Annotated in this window: 11 protein-coding genes; 3 read left to right on the top strand and 8 right to left on the bottom strand. The window is 45.6% G+C overall.

Going from position 1 to position 18080, the window contains the following annotated elements; all coding sequences use genetic code 11:
- Nucleotides 1-31: 31 nt before the first annotated feature.
- Entirely contained in the window at nt 32-1066 is a 1035-nt protein-coding gene (locus ACK3SF_RS00430) for a class I SAM-dependent methyltransferase (RefSeq protein ID WP_414837858.1), read from the top strand.
- A gap of 33 nt (nt 1067-1099) precedes the next feature.
- Nucleotides 1100-2641 (top strand): hypothetical protein, encoded by a 1542-nt coding sequence (locus ACK3SF_RS00425; protein WP_414837857.1) that lies wholly within the window; start codon nt 1100-1102, stop codon nt 2639-2641.
- 34 nt (nt 2642-2675) lie between these two features.
- Here the strand turns inward: ACK3SF_RS00425 and ACK3SF_RS00420 are convergent, their stop codons facing one another.
- From ACK3SF_RS00420 to ACK3SF_RS00395, 6 genes are all read right to left on the bottom strand, one after another.
- On the bottom strand, nt 2676-4427 hold the full coding sequence (locus ACK3SF_RS00420; protein WP_414837856.1) for a hypothetical protein: 1752 nt from the start codon (nt 4425-4427) through the stop codon (nt 2676-2678).
- A gap of 88 nt (nt 4428-4515) precedes the next feature.
- Nucleotides 4516-9720: a carboxypeptidase regulatory-like domain-containing protein gene (locus ACK3SF_RS00415; protein WP_414838371.1), complete on the bottom strand. Its 5205-nt coding sequence runs from the start codon at nt 9718-9720 to the stop codon at nt 4516-4518.
- A gap of 9 nt (nt 9721-9729) precedes the next feature.
- Entirely contained in the window at nt 9730-10173 is a 444-nt protein-coding gene (locus tag ACK3SF_RS00410; protein WP_414837855.1) for a hypothetical protein, read from the bottom strand.
- 124 nt (nt 10174-10297) lie between these two features.
- On the bottom strand, nt 10298-11296 hold the full coding sequence (locus ACK3SF_RS00405; RefSeq protein WP_414837854.1) for a hypothetical protein: 999 nt from the start codon (nt 11294-11296) through the stop codon (nt 10298-10300).
- A complete protein-coding gene (locus ACK3SF_RS00400; RefSeq protein WP_414837853.1) occupies nt 11296-12174 on the bottom strand; it encodes a hypothetical protein in 879 nt (292 codons plus the stop codon). The genes ACK3SF_RS00405 and ACK3SF_RS00400 overlap by 1 nt, the downstream gene beginning before the upstream one ends.
- Nucleotides 12164-13168, bottom strand: a complete 1005-nt coding sequence (locus ACK3SF_RS00395; RefSeq protein WP_414837852.1) for a hypothetical protein — start codon at nt 13166-13168, stop codon at nt 12164-12166. Before ACK3SF_RS00395 ends, ACK3SF_RS00400 begins: the two co-directional genes overlap by 11 nt.
- An 11-nt stretch (nt 13169-13179) precedes the next feature.
- On the opposite strand from ACK3SF_RS00395, the gene ACK3SF_RS00390 reads away from it, so the two are divergent.
- The gene (locus ACK3SF_RS00390; protein ID WP_414837851.1) at nt 13180-13974 is read left to right on the top strand and encodes a DUF63 family protein; all 795 of its coding nucleotides are present in this window, start codon (nt 13180-13182) and stop codon (nt 13972-13974) included.
- Here ACK3SF_RS00390 and ACK3SF_RS00385 read toward each other — a convergent pair.
- Nucleotides 13971-16883, bottom strand: a complete 2913-nt coding sequence (locus tag ACK3SF_RS00385) for a hypothetical protein (protein ID WP_414837850.1) — start codon at nt 16881-16883, stop codon at nt 13971-13973. The two genes, ACK3SF_RS00390 and ACK3SF_RS00385, sit on opposite strands and share 4 nt — an antisense overlap.
- Nucleotides 16880-18028, bottom strand: coding sequence for a hypothetical protein (locus ACK3SF_RS00380; RefSeq protein ID WP_414837849.1), 1149 nt, complete (start codon nt 18026-18028; stop codon nt 16880-16882). The genes ACK3SF_RS00385 and ACK3SF_RS00380 overlap by 4 nt, the downstream gene beginning before the upstream one ends.
- Nucleotides 18029-18080: the final 52 nt, after the last annotated feature.

The raw sequence follows: 18080 nt of genomic DNA, 5'->3' as shown, positions 1-18080 counted from the left end.
CAATTTAACTCCTTGAGGACTTGAAAAAGATATGAAACAGGAAAAACTTGAATCAAAGGCCTTGGAACTCTTCCAGCGACAGGACTTCGATATTGAAAAACTGGAGGAGACAAAGTTCAAGGCCTCTAACGAGGAAACTGAGATAGAGATCAGAGTTCTTTCATACGAGGAATTCGGGGATGAAGAGGCCCTGGAGAAGATCGGTGAAGATGAGAAACTCTTTATTGATGAAGGCCTGGAGAATATTCAGGAAAAAATCGAGAACGATCTCTCAATCCTTGAGGAAGATAAGGAGAAAGATCTTGAGATCCCTTCCTATGAGCGTATCGGCGATATTGTAGTTATCAGCGAACTGGATGGTATATCAGAGGAAGAAGCTGTAGAAGCTGTTCTCGAACACAATCCCGGCCTTGACTCGATCCTGTTGAAACAGGAAAATTTGAGCGGAGAGTTCCGTGTCGGCGGCTACAGAAATCTCTATGGGGAAAAGACTGAGACAGTTCACAGGGAGCACGGTGTACGTCTGAAAGTTGATCCGACGAAGATGTTTTTCTCGGAACGAGAGGGAACTGAAAGGAAGAGAATCTTTGAATCAGTAAACGACGATGACAGAGTTCTAGTGATGTTCGCAGGCGCCGGGCCTTTCCCTGTCACGATCGCAAAACACAGCAAGGCCTCTGTAGTCGGTGTGGAGAAAAATCCTGAAGCAGTTAAGTTCGCAAGAGAGAACATCGAGATGAACAGCGTCGGCGACAAAGTTGAGATACTGCAGGGCGATGTAAGAGAAGTCTGTCCAACACTTGGAAAGTTCGATCACGTACTGATGCCTTCTCCTACTAACGCACTGGATTTCACCGGAGAGGCCCTGGAATGTACAGAAGATGGCGGCAGACTTGTCGTATACAGCGTTGAGGAAAAAGATAATCTTTACAGGCCTGTTATCAAGAAAGTGCGTGAGGAGGCCTCTGAGAAAGGTCTGGATGTAGAAGTTTTGGAAAAGCGTGTGACAGCAGATTTTTCTCCGTCGAAGCGGAAGGTTGCTGTCGAGTTCCGTGTTGAGGAATAATTCGTTTAAGTGAGGATTTACAATATCTTCCCTGTGAGAAGAGAAAAACTGTTTTCAGGCCAGAAAATCGTACTTGTAACTGTTTTACTGCTTTTTTCAGGAGCTGCTGCGGCAGAGATAACTGTTGACGCAAGATCCAGTTCAGGTGAAAATCTTGATCAACTTGATATAGAAGTTCTTGATACAGATTACAAGGAGACAAATGTCAACGAGGCCTCCTTCAATCTTGATGACGGTACTTACGAGCTGCTGATCTCCCGTGATGGCTATGTTTCGATCGAGAGAAGTATTTTTGTCGAAGAGGATGAAGATGTCGAATACTTCTTCACTATGCAGAAGGACGAGCCTGAAGAACAGGAATCGGACGTTGCTCTCGGAGAGATAGATGCTCCGAACTCTGTCTGCTCATCCACAAGCTTCCCTGCAGAGGTAGAAGTCCGCAACGAGGGGGAAACAGATGAAATCGTAAGCCTTACAGGAACAGGATTCGGAAAGATACTTTCAGGAAAGGCCTTTGTAGTTCCTGCAGGAGAATCACAGACATACAGATTCACATTTACTGGAATCACGGGAAAAGGCCTGAAAAGCTTCAGTATAGATCTTAACGGCTGGGATCAGGAGGTAAGCGATGAAATAAGACTGAAAGACTGTGAGATACCTGGCAGCCCTGATTCTGTAGATAACGTGGATATGGAGATCTATCCTGAACGAGGGAATTCTGAGGCCTCTGTAGATGAGCTTGTACGTGTCCGTGGATATGCAGATGGTGCTCAAGGACCTGTACCTGTTAATATCACTGTTGACGGAGTGAAAGTTGCCACTGTTGAATCGGATCCTGGTGGTTTCTTCGAGGCTTATTTCAGGCCTGAGAACTCAGGTGTCAGGACAGTCACTGCTACTTCAGGTAAAGAGTTTGATTCTGAAGATCTGAGGGTTGTGCCGGTAGCATACATCTCCTCAGTTACTGCTCCGGAGAAAGTTTTCGCCGGCGAAGAGTTCCGGATATGTGGACAGGTGAACTCGGATATAGAGCCTGATGTGGTTCTGCTTGAGGATAAAAAGCTTGTAGAATCGCAGAACGGTAACGGGGAAGTTTGTTTCAATGTCACATCCTCAGAAGCCGGGGAGAAAAATTATCTGATGCGTGCATTGACGTATGGCAAGAGCGATCATGTAGAGACTTCAGTAGATGTTCTGCCTCAGGGAAGTGAGGTTGAAAGTTTTCCTGGACAGATATCTACGGTTGAGACGGAGGGTGGCGTGCTTCGTGTATCTCTGTACAACACAAACAGCGAGGCCAGAAACTACTCTGTAAGGCTTAAGGATATCTCGGATAGTTGGGTTTCAAGCAGTTCAGAGAATGTCTCTCTTGGTATGGGTGAAAGAGACAGCGTATACTTCTACACCTCTCCAGAGGCTCCTGGAAGTTTCACCGGAGTTCTGGAAGTTGAAACCGAAAAAGAGATTATTTACAGCGACTCAGTTGAAATACGTGTAGCTGAAAGGCCTCCTCGAAACGCATTCAGCTTTGTTGATAACTTTGTAAGAATGTTTATGCTAGGCCTTCCTTTCTAGAAAAGATAAGAAGAATAAGATATGAACGGGGAATTTACCATTCCCTGTACAGGATTGCTGCTGAGATCAGTAGGCCTGCCAGCAGTGAGATCAGTAGCTTTGTTCCGTTTCCTGCTGCTGTCAGTGATCCGAATAGGCCCGAGATTGAGGAGAAGAACTTTCCTGTCAGCGATCCTCCTTCTGGACTTTCGATGGAGTCTCTGACTTCTTCTCCTATGACTAGTTCAACAGTCTCTGATTTCTCAACCATTTCTCCTTCTGCTGTTGCTGTGATCTCCAGTGTTCCATCTGTCTGGTTGTAAGGGATTCCTGCGTAGATATATGACTTCTCTGTCTCTCCCGGCAGGACTGTTACCTGTGTAGGCCTTACTGAGATCCAGTCAGGTCCTTCTGCAGATACACTGTAAGTATTCTGTGCTGTTCCTGTGTTCTCTAGGTGTATCTCGTAGAGGACGCTTCTGTTCTCTCCTGCACTCTGGATGTTCGGAATAACATCCATCTCAAGGTCGTAACAGTTCTCTACAGTGAAAGTTGATGTAGCTGTCTTCTCTGGCTCATCAAATGTCTGTGACTGAACTGTTGTCTCAACTTCATAGCTTTCACCGACCTCGTATTCACTGGAGTCGAATCCGATCTCAAGTCTTCTTTCCTCTCCAGGATCGAGCTGGACTTCTGACTCGGAGAGATTTCCTCTGTTAACTGAGACATCATACGTGTCAGAGGCCTCTCCTGTGTTCTCCAGAGTTACACGCTTCTCGAACTGCTGTGCTTCACATACGTCCTGAGTGCTTGAACTGTATTCTACGGATACGTCCTGTCCGTTGTATACTTCAAGTGATGCAGAGGCTGAGCTAGGTGCTTCGCCTCCTACTTCGACTTCAAGAGTCTGTGTTCCAAGTTCTTCAGGAGTATAAGTTAGCTCTGTTGTCTTGGAGTCTCCTGAAGCAATACTTAGCTCGCTGTCTTCAAGCTCTCCGTAATTAGTTGACAGAGGAACATTGACTGATCTTGTTCCCTCGTTAGTGACTGTTACATCATATGAGACCTCTGTAAATGCTGCAGCCCTCTGATTCTGAGGGGAGATTGTTGTATCAGTCTCATAGCAGCTTTCAACTATGAAAGATGTTGATACCGCATCATCTGCGTAGCTTGAAGTCGATGAGGCCTCTATTGTGAATGCTCTGTCTGTCACAGCTATATCTGATGATCTTGTAAGGCCAACTGTTTCTGTACTGCCTGAATCAACTGTCACACGATTCTGGGAAAGCTGTCCTCCCTCAGAAGTAAGTCTGAATGTTTCTGCCTGTGTTCCTCCGTTTGTTACAAACACAGTGTACTTTGCCTCTTCTCCTCTACAGACTGATCCAGGGCTTTCTACTTCAAGATTTACATCGTGTTCTCTGATTACTTCTACTGTTCCAGAGACACGATAATCCTCCTGTGAGGCCTGTGAAGTAGCTGTTAGTGTGAAATCGTATCTTCCTTCTTCTCTGTCGAGATCAGGATTGAACCAGATCTGTGCTGTCTCCGACTCTCCAGGCTCAAGATTCCCGGTCTCGGGAATCTGTCTTGGAGCTATCTCAATCTCGCTAGAATGAGTTGATGAAAGATGATACCTGTCTTCTGTAGTACCTGTGTTGGTAACCTTCAGCTCATAGGACGTGAATGAATCAACCATCGTGGAAGATTCTTTTGGAAAAATATCAAGTTCTGCTGTGCTCGCAGTAGCCACTCCTGTGGCCATTACAATTAGGAAGGTTGCAACTACCAGTTTATCGAAACGCATTATTTATTGTCACCTGTTAATAACACCTACATTTATTTTTATATATCATTCGATAGTGACACCAAAACAAGAAAAAGAACTGAAACAGCTAAAAGAGGCCTAAGCTGCTCCAGAAACTCTTTTTCTCCGTAGGCCTCTCTGCTGTCCTCAGATTAACAGTTCTGGATTCCAGCAACTCATTATCCTTTGAGATCTCTATATGAAGAGTTTCTGTTCCAGGCGTTGAAGGATTCACGTAGAAGTACACGATTTCTTTCTCTCCTGGAGCCAGGACTTTCTGCCGGGAGCTCTGTGATATTTCTCTCTCCGAAAGGCCTTCTGCTTCAAGGTCGTATGTCGATACCTTCGAATCCTTGTTGTAGAGTGTTACTTTGGCTAGGCCTGGCTCTGTCTCTATCGAGGTTATGCTTCCCGGGAAGTTCTCTACTTCGTTCCCGGCCTCTATTATTTCTATGTTCTTGGAGACTGAGGATCCTGAGCCGGATGTTACTGCTCTCATCGTATAGATTCTATCGCCGGATTCCGATGCAGTCTGAGTGAAGCATACTTCGCCCTTCTCATCTGCCGTGTCAACTACTTCTCCATCTCTTTCCAGTACTACTCTAGGTACTACTTCTGACTGTACCTGTGCACATACCTCAAACTTTTCACCCTGCACCACCATATCTGGCGCCTTCATAGGATTTACATGAGAGTTAGGAAGCACTTCAACAGTCCTTGTAGCAGATACTCCGCCCTGCGTCCTTGCAGTTATCTCTGTCATACCTACACTGTTCAGAGTCACGAATGCCTGATAATTTCCGTTTCTGGAAGATGGAACATTTACTCTGGCATCGCCATTCTCCAGTACTTCCACCTGCTTTGAAGTTCTAACGTTCTGTATGTCGCCTCTTATCCTTACTTTTTCACCTGCAAGAACAGTTTTAGGATTTACAGATGCCGTTATACCGGTAGGAACATTTCTCTGGATATCGCTGTCATCATCACAGTCTTCTACATCTATTTCTTTACTCTTGGAAGATCTACCATCATTCTCTGCCACTACTGTTATCTCTTTTTCACCAAGGCCTTCCACAGATTCAAGCACAAGCTCTACTTCAGCTACACCTTCTCCATCTATATCAAGAGTCCTTGTCCTGGATTCTCCGGGCCCTTCTATGTATACAGCCACTGTCTGATCGCTTTCTCTTATATTTGACAGTACAGCACTGACTTCAAGATCTTCGCCTTCACATACTGAGGCCTCTGAGCTAATGCTTGAAACTTTTACACCGAATCCTTCTTCACGGAGCCTGAACTCTAGCTCCTCTTCTTCGCCTGCCTCAAGATCCACGTCACGTGTTTCAGTCATGTAACCTTCTTTGGAGGCCTCTACTTCGTACTCTCCAGGCTCCAGATCCATGCTGACTCTGCCATTGCTGTTAGTATATCTTACCTTGTCTTCACCGTTCTGTGCCTCTATTCTAACGTTTTCCAGTTCGTTGTTATCCCTGTCTTCAACTTCTACATCAAGCTCGGCCTCTTCAGACTCTTCTTCTCCGTCATCTTCAACGTCGTCATCATCGTCACCGTTATCAGTATCTTCAACGTCGTAAAAGTCGACCACCTCTTTGCCCGATCTTCTGATCGAGTCCTGTGTAGAGGCCTCTGCAACGAATTCTAAGACCTCTTCAGATGAACGGATATACTCTGTTTCCAGAGTACATGAGCTACCTGAACAGCTAACAGAATCCACTTCGCTCCACTGTACTCCATCAACAGGCCTTTCAAGTACTCTCAAGGATTCAAGCTCTGATCCAGAGGCTGATGCATCGATCTCCAGCACTTTGCCGGCTTCATATCTTGAAGGCAGTTCACCGAGATCTACACTTTCTATTTCAGGCTGAGGCTCCTGTTCATCCTCTGTGAACTCTACAGTCTCTATACTTGAGTTCTCCAGAGAGTTTCCTGCTGCGGCTGATACACGGAACTCCAAACTACCTTCTTCTCCCTGAGTTATCTGTTCAGTTATGCTGCATGAACTTCCCGAGCAGCTTCTTGAATCAACTTCAGTCCAGTCGCTTCCGCCTTCAGGCCTTTTCTGGATCTCTATAGACTCGAGATCTATGCCTGTCGCCTCTCCATCTATATCAAGGCCTTGGCCTACAGGGTGTGTGGAAGGAAGATCTGATATTTCAACGCTTTCAACTACAGGATCTGGCTCGGCCTCAAAGCTTACAGTTTCCATAGATGATGTTCTTTCATCATCTCCCGCGAAGGCTTTGACACGGAAATCTACTTCCTGCTCCTCATCAGTACTGAAATCTTCAGTTATACTGCATGATGATCCTGAACAGCTGGAGGATCCAAGATCCTGCCAGTCTCCATCAGTCCTGTACTGAACCTTCATCTCATCGAGCTGTGTACCCGAGGCCTCTCCTGTTACCTCGAGGTCCTGATCCAGAGGATATGAGGATGGAAGATTATCTATAGTTACAGAACTAACTTCGGGAGACTGTACCGCTCTGAAGTCCACTACCTGTATACCCGAAAACTTGTCTTCCCCTCCTGCAGAGCTTCTTACGACAAATTCCCTCCTCTCTTCGCTATCAGCAGTATAATCTGCCTGAATTGAACAACTATCTCCAGTACAGCTTTTGGAAGATACTGTATCCCATGATATATCGTCTACATGGCGTGTAAGTATTTTTATCTGGTCCAGATTTCTTCCAGAGGCCTCTCCTTGGATACTGAGGGCCTGGCCTTCGTCGTAGTTTGAAGGCAAATCGTTTATTGTTACAGAATCTATTCTTTCAGGCCTGTAGAATTCAATTTTACGCGAATCTGTTGTCTGCTGTTCATCTCCTGTTTCTGCTCTTATACGGAAGCTTACGTCTTTCTCTGTAGAGGCCTCGAATACTGCTTTTATGCTGCAGTCGTTTCTCCCTTCACAGTCTTTAGTTTTCAGATCGCTCCAGTCTCCGTCTTCTTTTTTCTCTACTGCTATCTCTGTAAGACTTTCTCCTGTTGCATCCCCTTCTATCTCAAGTTCCTCTCCTACAGGATGCCTTACAGGAAGATCATAGAGATTTACTGTGCTGACAGAATCGACAGGTTCCTGGAACTGTACTTCTTCTGTTCCCGAAGTTCTGGAATCATCCTGTGTGAAGGCCTTTATACGGAACTGTACAGTTTCCTGACTGTCTGCCGTGTAACTTGTCTGTATACTGCATGAGTCCTGATTGTTACAGTCTTCGTCCGAAAGCTGTTCCCAGTCTCCGCCAGGATTTCTATACTGGAGTTCAAGTCTTTCAAGATCTGTTCCTGTTGCGTCTCCTGTAATCTGAAGCGAATCGTCTACAGGATGAGTCGAGGGCAGATTATCTATCTGGACCGAGTCGACAGTATCAGCGTCCTGTACAAAGTTCACTTCTTCAGTATCGGATGATTCTTCGTCGCCGCTGACAAAGGCCTTGATACGGAACTGTTTGGTTTGTTCATTTTCAGCAGTGTAATCCGTCGATATACTGCATGAATCATCGTTGTCGCAGTCTGTATCATCAAGTTCTTCCCAGTTGTCACCAGGATCCCTGTACTGTACTTCAAGCCTGTCAAGATTCCGGCCTTCGGCATCTCCACTGATCTGTAGAGAATCATCTACAGGATGATTGGACGGCAAGTTATCTATTTCAACGGAATCGATCGTATCAGGATCTTCCACAAAATCTACTTCTTCTACATCAGAGTAGTCTTCATCACCGTCCTCTGCTATAGCTTTTACGCGGAAATCTTTCTCTTCTTCACTGTCTGCAGTGTAATCTGCAGTGAAATCGCAGTTATCATCACCGTCGCAGTTGTAGTCCTCTACCTGGCTCCAGTCATCTTCATCTCTGTCTGACTCCTGGACTATCAGCTCATCCAAGTCGTCTCCTTCGGCAGAGGCCTCTATCTCAAGTTCTTCATCCGTACTCCATTCATCCGGAAGATTCTCTATATCAACACTGTCAATGCTGTCAGATTCGTAGAACTCTACTGATTCAGTGTTACTGTTCCGTCCATCATCTCCTGCCTCCGCACGGAGCCTGAAGTCAACTTCCTGCTCCGAATCATGCTCGTAATCGTACTCGAAGTCGCATTCATCGTTGTTGCTGCAGCCCTGGCTTGTGACCCTCTCCCAGTCATCATTTGGCTCTCTTTTCTGTAAAATTATCCTGTCAAGCTCAGTACCCGAAGCATCACCTGTGACTTCAAGATCGTTATCAACGTTCTGTCTATCCGGAAGATTATCAAGATCTACCTCATCGACCTCTCCGTCGTCAGTCTCTGTGAACTCGACAATTTCTGTATCCTTTTTCTCGCTATCGCCGGCACGTCCTAAGGCCTGTATCTCTACAGTCTCTGCCCTCGGATGCTCATAATTATCTTTAGATATATCGCAGTAATCGCCGCTACAGCTCGTAGACTTTATCCTATTCCACTGAATCCCATCAACAGGCCTCCAGCGCAAAATCAGTTCCTCAAGATTAGTTCCAGAGGCCTCTCCATAAAGATCCAGATCCGTCTGTTCAGGATGCATAGAAGGCAGATTACGAATGACTACCCTATCAACGTTCGATGGATTTTCCACGCTTACCGTGGCAGGTTCAGAGCTAGCTGTAACTCCCCCTCTGAACTCTACAAGGCCTCTGAAAGTAGCTTCACCGTCTTGAATTTTTCCACTGTCTAACTGAGTGGATCCCTGATTTGAACAGGTATTCGCTGTTGAAGATGATGAACACTCACGTGTATCAAAAGTCTCCCATTCATTGTTATCATTGCGGTACTGTAACTTCAGGACTCCTTCCGTATCAAAACGTGAGGCATCATCCGATGCAGTAACAGACATCTCAACGCTTTCTCCTCTCTGGGAATTCTCCGGAGGCCTTTCAGTCCATGAAACACCGTAATCAAGATTATCAATGTAAGTTACTTGCTGATATTTATCCGAATTTTTCCTTGCCTCGCCGGCATAGGCTCTGAAACGATACTCCCAAGTACCCTCCGAATACTCTGTATGATCAAAAGTCCATGTGCATGTATCCTGATTCTGGCAGAAGTTCTCACTCCTGGTATCGAAGAGAAGGTCTCCCGGATGACGGGACTGAAAAAGCATCCTGTCGATACTTGTTCCATAGGCCTCTACAGAAAATTCAAGATCTTCTCCCGTCTCCCATGCCGTAGGCAGCTCATCAAACTCTACAGAGTCCAAGGAGTTAGCTGAAGCTAGGGATACAAGGCCCGCTATACAAAGTGCCAGAATCAGTTTTCTGTACATTTCACCCACCTACTTACACATTCCTGGAATAGAACGGCCATGATCGTATTGGCCATCATCATCTTCGTCGATTATCATGTACCCTTCAGTTCCATCTTTCTCGAATTTGACTCTTCCAGTATTGACGTATTCTGTCAGGTTTTCACTCTGAAGCTCGTCGTACTTATCGATCTCTTCCTCAATTGCGGTCTCGTAGCTCTGGGGCAGGCTGCATCCTGCAGGGATAGCGTCCTCCCAATCCTCATAAGTTTGATCGGAAGGCCTGTCTCCCGGCGTTCCCGGCGGAGTTGAAGTTGATTCCCCAAAGTTTCCCGGCTCATCTCTTTTCTCAAAAATACCGTTAAGAATATCTTTCAGATACCATCCAGAGGCTGCTGTAGCTGCCAGAGTGCCTCCTACAACATATGCAAATCCACGTCTTGAAAATTCAGATTCCTCCTCCCCATCTGTCATGTTACCAACGTTAAATAACAACAATTAAATATGTTTTTCAGATAAGGCCTTGAAAAATCAGATATAGTCCGGATAAATTTTTACAGAAAAAGGGAAAATGAGATAAGAGAAATGTTGAGGCCTTTTAGCGGCCCTGTACTGTGACTGCTGAGGAGCTTTCCTGCTTGTAGAAGTAGGTGCTCTCGATGCTTAGAGGGATTGTTGTATCCAGAGCTGATGTTCCTGTCTGGATTCTCATATCCCAGCAGACTACTGCTCTTCCTCCTATGATTTCTTTCGTCTGGGAGCTAACAGATTCATCATAACTTCCGTCATCGTCTTTCCGGAACTCTACTCTTCCAACATTCTCTATTGTAAGCTTGACTTTGTTGGTGTGTTCCTGAACTTCTTCCAGATTGTATCCGTTTCCTTCTCCCTTGAATGCATCTGTGTCATCGCCATCGTCATCTGTGAAAGGCACTCCTGCTCCCTGATTCCTGACTACAACACACAGCTCTTTTTCTACAGAGTCCTGTCCGCTGTTGTAGATAGCTATCGGAGTCGGTGTTCTGATTTCCATCTGTACAGGACCATCGTCGTTCTGGATTGTTGCAGATCCCTGAGGACTACCTGCCTCCTGATATGCGTCTTCTCCCATAACCTGGATCTCTGAAGTCGCATCAGTCCCGTACTTGTACATAAGCCGTGCACGCATATTGTACCCGATTTCACGGCCGTCATCAAGTTCAGGAGCTGTAAACGTCACAGTCTGAGTTGAAGGTGTTGAAGGAGTATTCTCCTGCGGAGCTGAAAGATCAGAGAACTCTAGAAGCCTATCGGAGCTACTTACAGCATCTCCGCCACTTGACCTCCATGTATTAGACTGTCCATCCTCAGATGCAAACGGAGGACCATAAAGCTGTGCGTAAACATTCTCAGCATCGTGGTCGCCAACGTTCTCTACCTGCATCCTGAACCTTGTGTTCTGTCCACTAGGCGTTGGATTAGGGAAAGCCGAGAACTCATTTACCTGCACTGCTGAAGTCGAGGTATCCTGTTCAGTCGAACCTCCACCAGTACATCCTGAAATTATTACTGTTGCGAAAAGAAGTGCCAGAATCGTCTTGTTCTCAGCTAGATTCATTATTCATTCACGATAGTTATACCCAAAGTTGGAGATTTGACGTATTTATAAGATGCGGTGAAAAAGACGTTTCTTACCTCGCTACTCGTTCCTTCCATGCTTATAGAGCAGCTGAAGTCCAAACCGCCGCCCAGAATGACTTCATCGCTTTCAGGACATTCTGCACCTTCGCCTGTGACTTCATCATCGCCGTTAAGATCAAACACAGCGACCGGCTGATAATCGAAACTGTACTCTTCATCAACACGGCCATCTCCAGCTCTCTTCAGATTAAATGAAATCGTCTTCTGCTCCCCGAAAGCTACAGGCGTCTCTACAGAGGCCTGTACATCTACTTCGCCGTTAGTGAACGAGATAGACTTCTGACTGGTACTGTTGATATCCTGAAGAGGCCTGAACTCTACCTTGAGAGGCCTGTAGTTCTGAATACTTGTTTCATATGGGATGTTGGCTGTGAAAGATGCGCTTCTCTGTGAGAAGCCTCCCACCATGTTTTCTGAAGGTGCTGTAAGCTCCCATGAACATTCGATAATAGGATTTACATTATCGGTAGCCGCCTCCAGATCTTCTTCATCCGGAGTACATCCCTGTTTCTCCTTCGTAAGCAGAGGCCCAAGATCATACAGAGTGACTTCTCCAAGCTCGATTTCCTCCCTGTGATAGTTCTGCATCGTCAGAGTCACTTCAGCTGTCTGTCCAGGAGAAAGTGTCTGATCGGATATACTGAAACCTGTTACCTCAAGGCCTTTACCCGGTATCTGCTCGGGCTGAGAATCTGTATTAGAGTTTCCTGAAGGTAATGCATCTGTAACTGATGAACATCCTGATACAATTACTGTAAACGCTATAAGGCCTAGAATTATGTGTTTATTGTCCACGGTACCTCACGTTTATTTGTTGGTTTCCTGCGTTTTTAACAAATGTGTAGTCTGAACGTGCAAAGATCTCTCCTCTTATACTTGGAGCATTGTTCAGATCCCATTCAAGGCCGCATCTGAAAATCTTTGACTGGCCCTCGCTTAATGCGAGGCCTGCATTGCCGCTTAATGTATCCGGATCAGGACACATCCTCACCTGATCTCCGGCCTGTATATCTCCAGGATCCATATCTGGCAGTCTTCTTGCTATGACTTTAGCGGCCTCGACATTATCCTGAGTTATATCTACTTCACTGAACTGTATCCCTCTTGCTATCATTACCGGAGGCTTCAGATTGATAGTTCCTGTATAGGAGCTTTGTGTTGGCTCCTGATTTACAAGTCTTACAAGCACTTCGGCACCGTCTCCATCGATAAATGTTGGAGCACCACTTGGAGCGCTGCTTCCTATGGCTTCGATCTCTATATCAAGCGGGCCTCTAGATGTCTGTGAGAAAAGCTGCTCTGCACCGTCTACTTCTGAACTTTCCTTGATCTGGATCTGGCTGAAGGATTCTACACTGTAGTTAAAAGGCACTTCAAATCTGAGATTGCATCTGTATCCATTGAGAGGTACATCGTCGCTTGTCTGGGCGAGATTCCAGTTAAGCCTTACCTCGTAATCAGATGCCAGATCGTAGGATTGTCTTGTCTCGGAGACATTTGAACTAGTGGCCGAGAAACTTGCAACATCGAATATGTCAGGACAGTGGCTTGTCATAATCTGTGAGCCCTGATCTCCTACAAGCACCTCCGCTGGAAGTTGGCCCGTATTTTTCAGGCCTGCACTGACTCTTACATTTTCTCCTGCAAATATTTCAGTCGGCTGGGCCTGTATACCTGTAACTGTTATGGCCTGGCCTCCTCCGCTGGAAGTGTTTCCTCCTCCGCCGATACAGCCAGAAAAAACAACTACCGAAATCAGTAAAGTTAAGACTGTAAATCGCTGATCCATATACATACACTATGTTCTCCGATGTTAAAAACTTTGTATTGGAGAAACTCCTGAGACCCGTATTTGATGAATCAGTGGCGCCGTACAATATGTACAACACTTTTTTCTATGCAGTTTTTTTCGCAGCTGGGATAATATACCTAGTGAAGCCAGCGCTAGAAAAGCTTGGTGTAGAGTACAGCAAAAAATTATTCATATCTTTCAGCCCCTGGATAGTTCTGGGCGGCATACTATCCTCAGCAGAAATTAGAGAGACTGCAACAGTATTCCTGACGTATACTCCTGTCCTCATCTCAGTTATTGTAGCATGTGTCCTTGTAGCCGTGTTTGTAGGGAAAGAACTGGAGAAATGGAAAAGTATTGACTACACTCGAACAGTATTTGTGCTAGGCCTTTTTCTTTCAGTTATCTCACTGAGCGCACATAATATAGAGAACTTTCACGCTGTAGGCCTGACTGCTTTAATCACATCTCTCTGGCTTATTCCCGGTATAGCCATTCTAAAGAAGTTTTCTCCGGATTTCCTTTCTCTTGAAATAGTTGCTCCTGTGGCTATGCATTATCTTGATGCTACAACGACTGCAGTGGCATTGAGATTTGGAGCAAGTGAGCAGCATATCGTGGCCAGTTACTTTATCGAAGTTTTCGGGCCTTACGGAGTATTTTTGCTTAAGACTCTGGCAGTTGTTCCTGCAGTACTGATCATAAATAAGGAAGTTGAAGGGGAAGAGAAAATGTTTTACCTGTTTGTAATAGCGGCTTTAGGCCTTGGAATAGCAGTAAGAAATCTATTCCATTTAATCTAATTCTGGAACGTTCCTCCGTAGCACTGTAGTTCTCCTCCAGATCTTATCAGGACTCCTATCTCGTTCTGTGAGCTTCCCTGACTGCATGATTTAACTCTCTGTGCGTTGTTCATGCACGATTCTACATTGCTGAACTGATCGCTGTCTACTGACTGCGTTGGATCCAGGAACTGTCCTGCTGCACCCAGAAGATTCCCTCCCTGTTCTACACTGCAGCTTCCACTGTCAACCAGATACTGTCCTATGCTTCTTTCACAGTCAACTATAGATGTCTGGAACATGAACAGATTGGTTCTGTCTCCGTAATCATTCAACCACTCAGTCCTGTAATCCTGAACGGCCTGTTCCTTGGAGCCGCTTCCTACGTCAAGAGTATACTGCTGTTCACACAGAGCCCCTGAAAGGCCTCTGAATCTGAGATTATTGAGACTGCCCATGTTCTCATACACTGCAAGGCCTGCTCCAGCGTACTGTGAGATCGCATTGTCAACTCTCTGTTCGCTTACACCGACAGGCATTTCAGGCCAGAGATTCTGCTCGCTTTCAAAGTCAGTGATCAGTGCATGTGTATCCTGATTACCTTGTGTGAATCCTGATTCCATATCGAAACGCTGTCTTAAATCCTCTAGGAAAGGCCTGACCTGTACTGCTTTCTTGCCAGATTCTATAATTATATCAGATCCTCCTCTTTCAGCCAGAGTTACCATCTGCCAGTTAATTCCATTGATTCCATCATCTTCTGCAGGAACTCTGACGCTACATCCATCTCGGGAGTCTACTGAGTTGCCGGAACTGCAAGTAAAGAATAGATTGTTATCTGATGATTCATTGTACTGTTCTGTAACTATTAGAGGGCATGTAACACGATTGCATGCTGTATTCCAGACAGAGAAAGACTCCATCTGTGTGGTCTTTTTGACAGTATAGTTTGCATCTACCCTCATTATCAGTTCTTCTCCTGTTGGGCTTATCTGTTCTGGCTCGGACAGAGTCATTGTGCATCTGAGCGGTGCCGGAGATACCCTGTTAGAGAACCATCCTTCATTCTGGCGCAGAATAATCCGGTTCTGTGCTGCCTCAGATATAGTGTATACATTTTCACCTTCAGGTGAATCGCTTAAACCGGAGCACTGTGAAGTAGGTGCTGTAAGAGACGAATCCCTGATCTCTATCGATTCAGGATCGATCTTGTACTCTGCACTTGCACCCGGAGTCTCAAATCCGAACCTTGCTGAGAACGGTACGGCTCTCCTGTCGCCGTTTTCTGTCTCATAGTATGTTACAGGAGACTGTACGTTGATATATGACTGTACAGGCGTCTTTGCAGTCTCAGACTCTTTAAACCCTGGCTGCATCCCCTGCTCTCTACGATGTTCTCTTGACATTGCATCGAAATACAGTGTTGCCTGCGAAGAGTAATTATACTTCAACTGAAGCTCCATAACCCTGTTGACCCCCATAGAAGGCTGCAGGAGTTCACAGTCAGCCAGATTAAGCTCTTCCAAGGACTGAGTAGGAGATACACCCAAACCTGGCAGAATATAGTTCGCCTGCTGTATATCATCACCTGTCAGGCCCTGCGAAGTTATTGAACGCCATTCCTGTCCGTTATCACCTGATGTACTGCAGTAAGTCTTGTCTGCATCCTTTATCAGTATCTTGTACTTCACATCACGGGCCGTAATACCTTTCAAGCCATTACGAGCATTTGAAACAAGGAAATTAACAGGTAAAACATAATTTTCTTCCTTGTATGCAGTATCTATTCTTTCCACACCTAGTCCAAACTGATCGATGCTGAGCTCATAAGTTTCTCCTACAGCCTCTGAACCAGGCCTTACCGTATTGTTCATTCTCCACTGTCTTAGACACTGTGGGCCTTCTAGGACACATCCCAGTCTGGCACCTACCTGCTGAATGGCGCGTTTTTCTTCGGCAAAGGCTGTATCAACCTGTGGAGCGAACTGATTAGTAGTACTCTCTCCAAACCAGTTGGCATATGATGAGCCTAGGCCTATAGCCCCCATTATCGGCCCTGCAATTATAGGAAGTAGCTGTGATACATAACCCCAAGTCATTCCCAGGAGAATTATAGAGATCACAATTGCAATTATACTGTATATTATCCACGCTGCAATAGCAGCCAGTAGAATCGGACCGCCTACAGCTGCAACCGAAGATCCACCTACAGCTGCGATTATTCCTTCAGCTCCAGCCGCCTCTGCACCTCCTGCACTGACTGTCTCTGCTGCTTCTGCAACTTCAATATCTTCATACATTTCTGCTGCATCTTTTGCAGCGCCGGCAGCATTAGCGGCTCCTCCTGCAGCACTTCCTACCGCCTCACCAGGTGCTGCGGCAGCAGCTCCTGCTGCTCCTGCTCCTGCTGCCACACCCGATCCTGCAAGTTTTTTAGTCGAACCAGAAATATCTGCTCCTTGCCATTTGTTGATAAGGCCACTGAAAATTACAAGAACGATAAATGGCAGGCCTACAGCGAAGAAGCTTGTGAAAGTTGCAAAGGAAAATTCAGGGACTCCTCCAGACACCAGGGGCTGGATGAAAAGCACAAAGTCAACGTAAAGTGCTACTGCAAAGGCTGCAATGTAGCGTAGCTTAAACTGGCTGAGGCCTGGAATTGAAATCGCAGAGTCTCCCTGAGCCTCCATGTTTCGTATACCGCCTGTGAATATTGATACCAGCCATTCGACGTCGCCGACTATAGCCTCTATTATGCGCGCTATTATGTACAGCACTATCGCGGCTGGCATCAGGAAGAATATTTTGAGGCCTCTGATGTACCATTTGCCGATTTTCTTCAGGAACCAGTACCAGAAATAAAGCGGTACCGAGAGGCCTAGAGTGAAAGGTGAAAGGATTATTGCGATTGCCCAGCCTTTCAGACTCACTCTTCTGTCACCTCGGAGCTAAGAGTCAAATCATTTAATGTGAATGCTCCCTGCCCCTCGATACTCAAAGTATTATCCTCCCTGAAAACTTCTTCAGGAATGTCTAGAACGTTCTCCCCATTATCAGGACTTATACTAGTATTATAGTCATTTAACGTGAACCTGATTTCTCTGTCTCCGGTAAGGAACTGGTAATCAAACTTCAGAGTTTCAGCAGTAGTTTCACGCTCTACGAACGATAGATCTTGCTCTGAAAGCTCGAAGTCTAGATCTCTTTCAACTCCTTGCGTAGTGCCGATATATCTTACTGCCATCTGCGCATTTTCAAGCGTGTATCTGGCATTAGCTTCTGTTGAGAAAGTTACAGTATTGTAGCCTGGATTAAGATTTGAGTTGGATGGTGTTATTGATACAGATTGATCTGATCTTACAGATCTTTCGCTGAAGACTTCATTACCGTTGACATCTATTTCAAGAGGCTCTGTAACTACTGAAGAATCTACAGGAATGTTGAAGCTTAGATTAGCTCCTACAAAGTCAGTTAACTCGTACTGGTATATCTGGAAGTTGTCCCTGTGATCATTGAATCTTCTATCATGCACATAGGCCTCTACATCTTCTAAGGCATATTCTGTGGATCCCAGGAGGCCTCCCTTGTTAGTTCCTACCTTGAAATTATTGATTCCGGGCCTCAAATGCTCCGAAGATACGTTGATCTCTTCTGTAGCGGATGTAACTAGCTGGTTTTCGAATATTCTCTGTCCATTTACCTCGATATATAGCGCTCCTGAGCCTTCCTTTCCCAGTACTTCAAATGATATTTCCGCATTCTCTGGCTGAGTTGCATTGTATTCAAAGCTTATACTGTCCTCAGAGAAAAGAGAGTTACTTACAGTTTCCCTGTTGTTCTGGTAGGCCTGTATCTGGCCCATTCCCTCTCCTATGTTGAATGTTCCGAAGCTTGTTGTTCTGACATCTTCAGTTGCTCCTCCAAGCTCTCCAAAGCTTTCGGACACCATTACAAGATCATCCTGCTGGTCGCCGCCGCCAAAATTAAATCCTACATCTATATCCTGGGATGCTATAAGCATTAAGCCGAAGAATGTCAGGCCTATTGCAACTACGACGCCGAACCTTTCTGCCATATGTGAGTTACTGGGTTTCGGAGGTTTTTATTTGTAGGCCGGTCATTCTCCA

The organism is Candidatus Nanosalina sp. VS9-1, assembly GCF_047555085.1.
In the GTDB taxonomy this organism is placed as follows: domain Archaea; phylum Nanohalarchaeota; class Nanosalinia; order Nanosalinales; family Nanosalinaceae; genus Nanosalina.
This window is presented reverse-complemented; position numbering and strand designations above follow the sequence as displayed.

Coding starts and splice junctions, on each gene's coding strand:
- ACK3SF_RS00395 (WP_414837852.1), bottom strand. CDS start 13,168: ATGGATCAGCGATTTACAGTCTTAACTTTACTGATTTCGGTAGTTGTT.
- ACK3SF_RS00405 (WP_414837854.1), bottom strand. CDS start 11,296: ATGAATCTAGCTGAGAACAAGACGATTCTGGCACTTCTTTTCGCAACA.
- ACK3SF_RS00430 (WP_414837858.1), top strand. CDS start 32: ATGAAACAGGAAAAACTTGAATCAAAGGCCTTGGAACTCTTCCAGCGA.
- ACK3SF_RS00410 (WP_414837855.1), bottom strand. CDS start 10,173: ATGACAGATGGGGAGGAGGAATCTGAATTTTCAAGACGTGGATTTGCA.
- ACK3SF_RS00420 (WP_414837856.1), bottom strand. CDS start 4,427: ATGCGTTTCGATAAACTGGTAGTTGCAACCTTCCTAATTGTAATGGCC.
- ACK3SF_RS00380 (WP_414837849.1), bottom strand. CDS start 18,028: ATGGCAGAAAGGTTCGGCGTCGTAGTTGCAATAGGCCTGACATTCTTC.
- ACK3SF_RS00415 (WP_414838371.1), bottom strand. CDS start 9,720: ATGTACAGAAAACTGATTCTGGCACTTTGTATAGCGGGCCTTGTATCC.
- ACK3SF_RS00390 (WP_414837851.1), top strand. CDS start 13,180: ATGTTCTCCGATGTTAAAAACTTTGTATTGGAGAAACTCCTGAGACCC.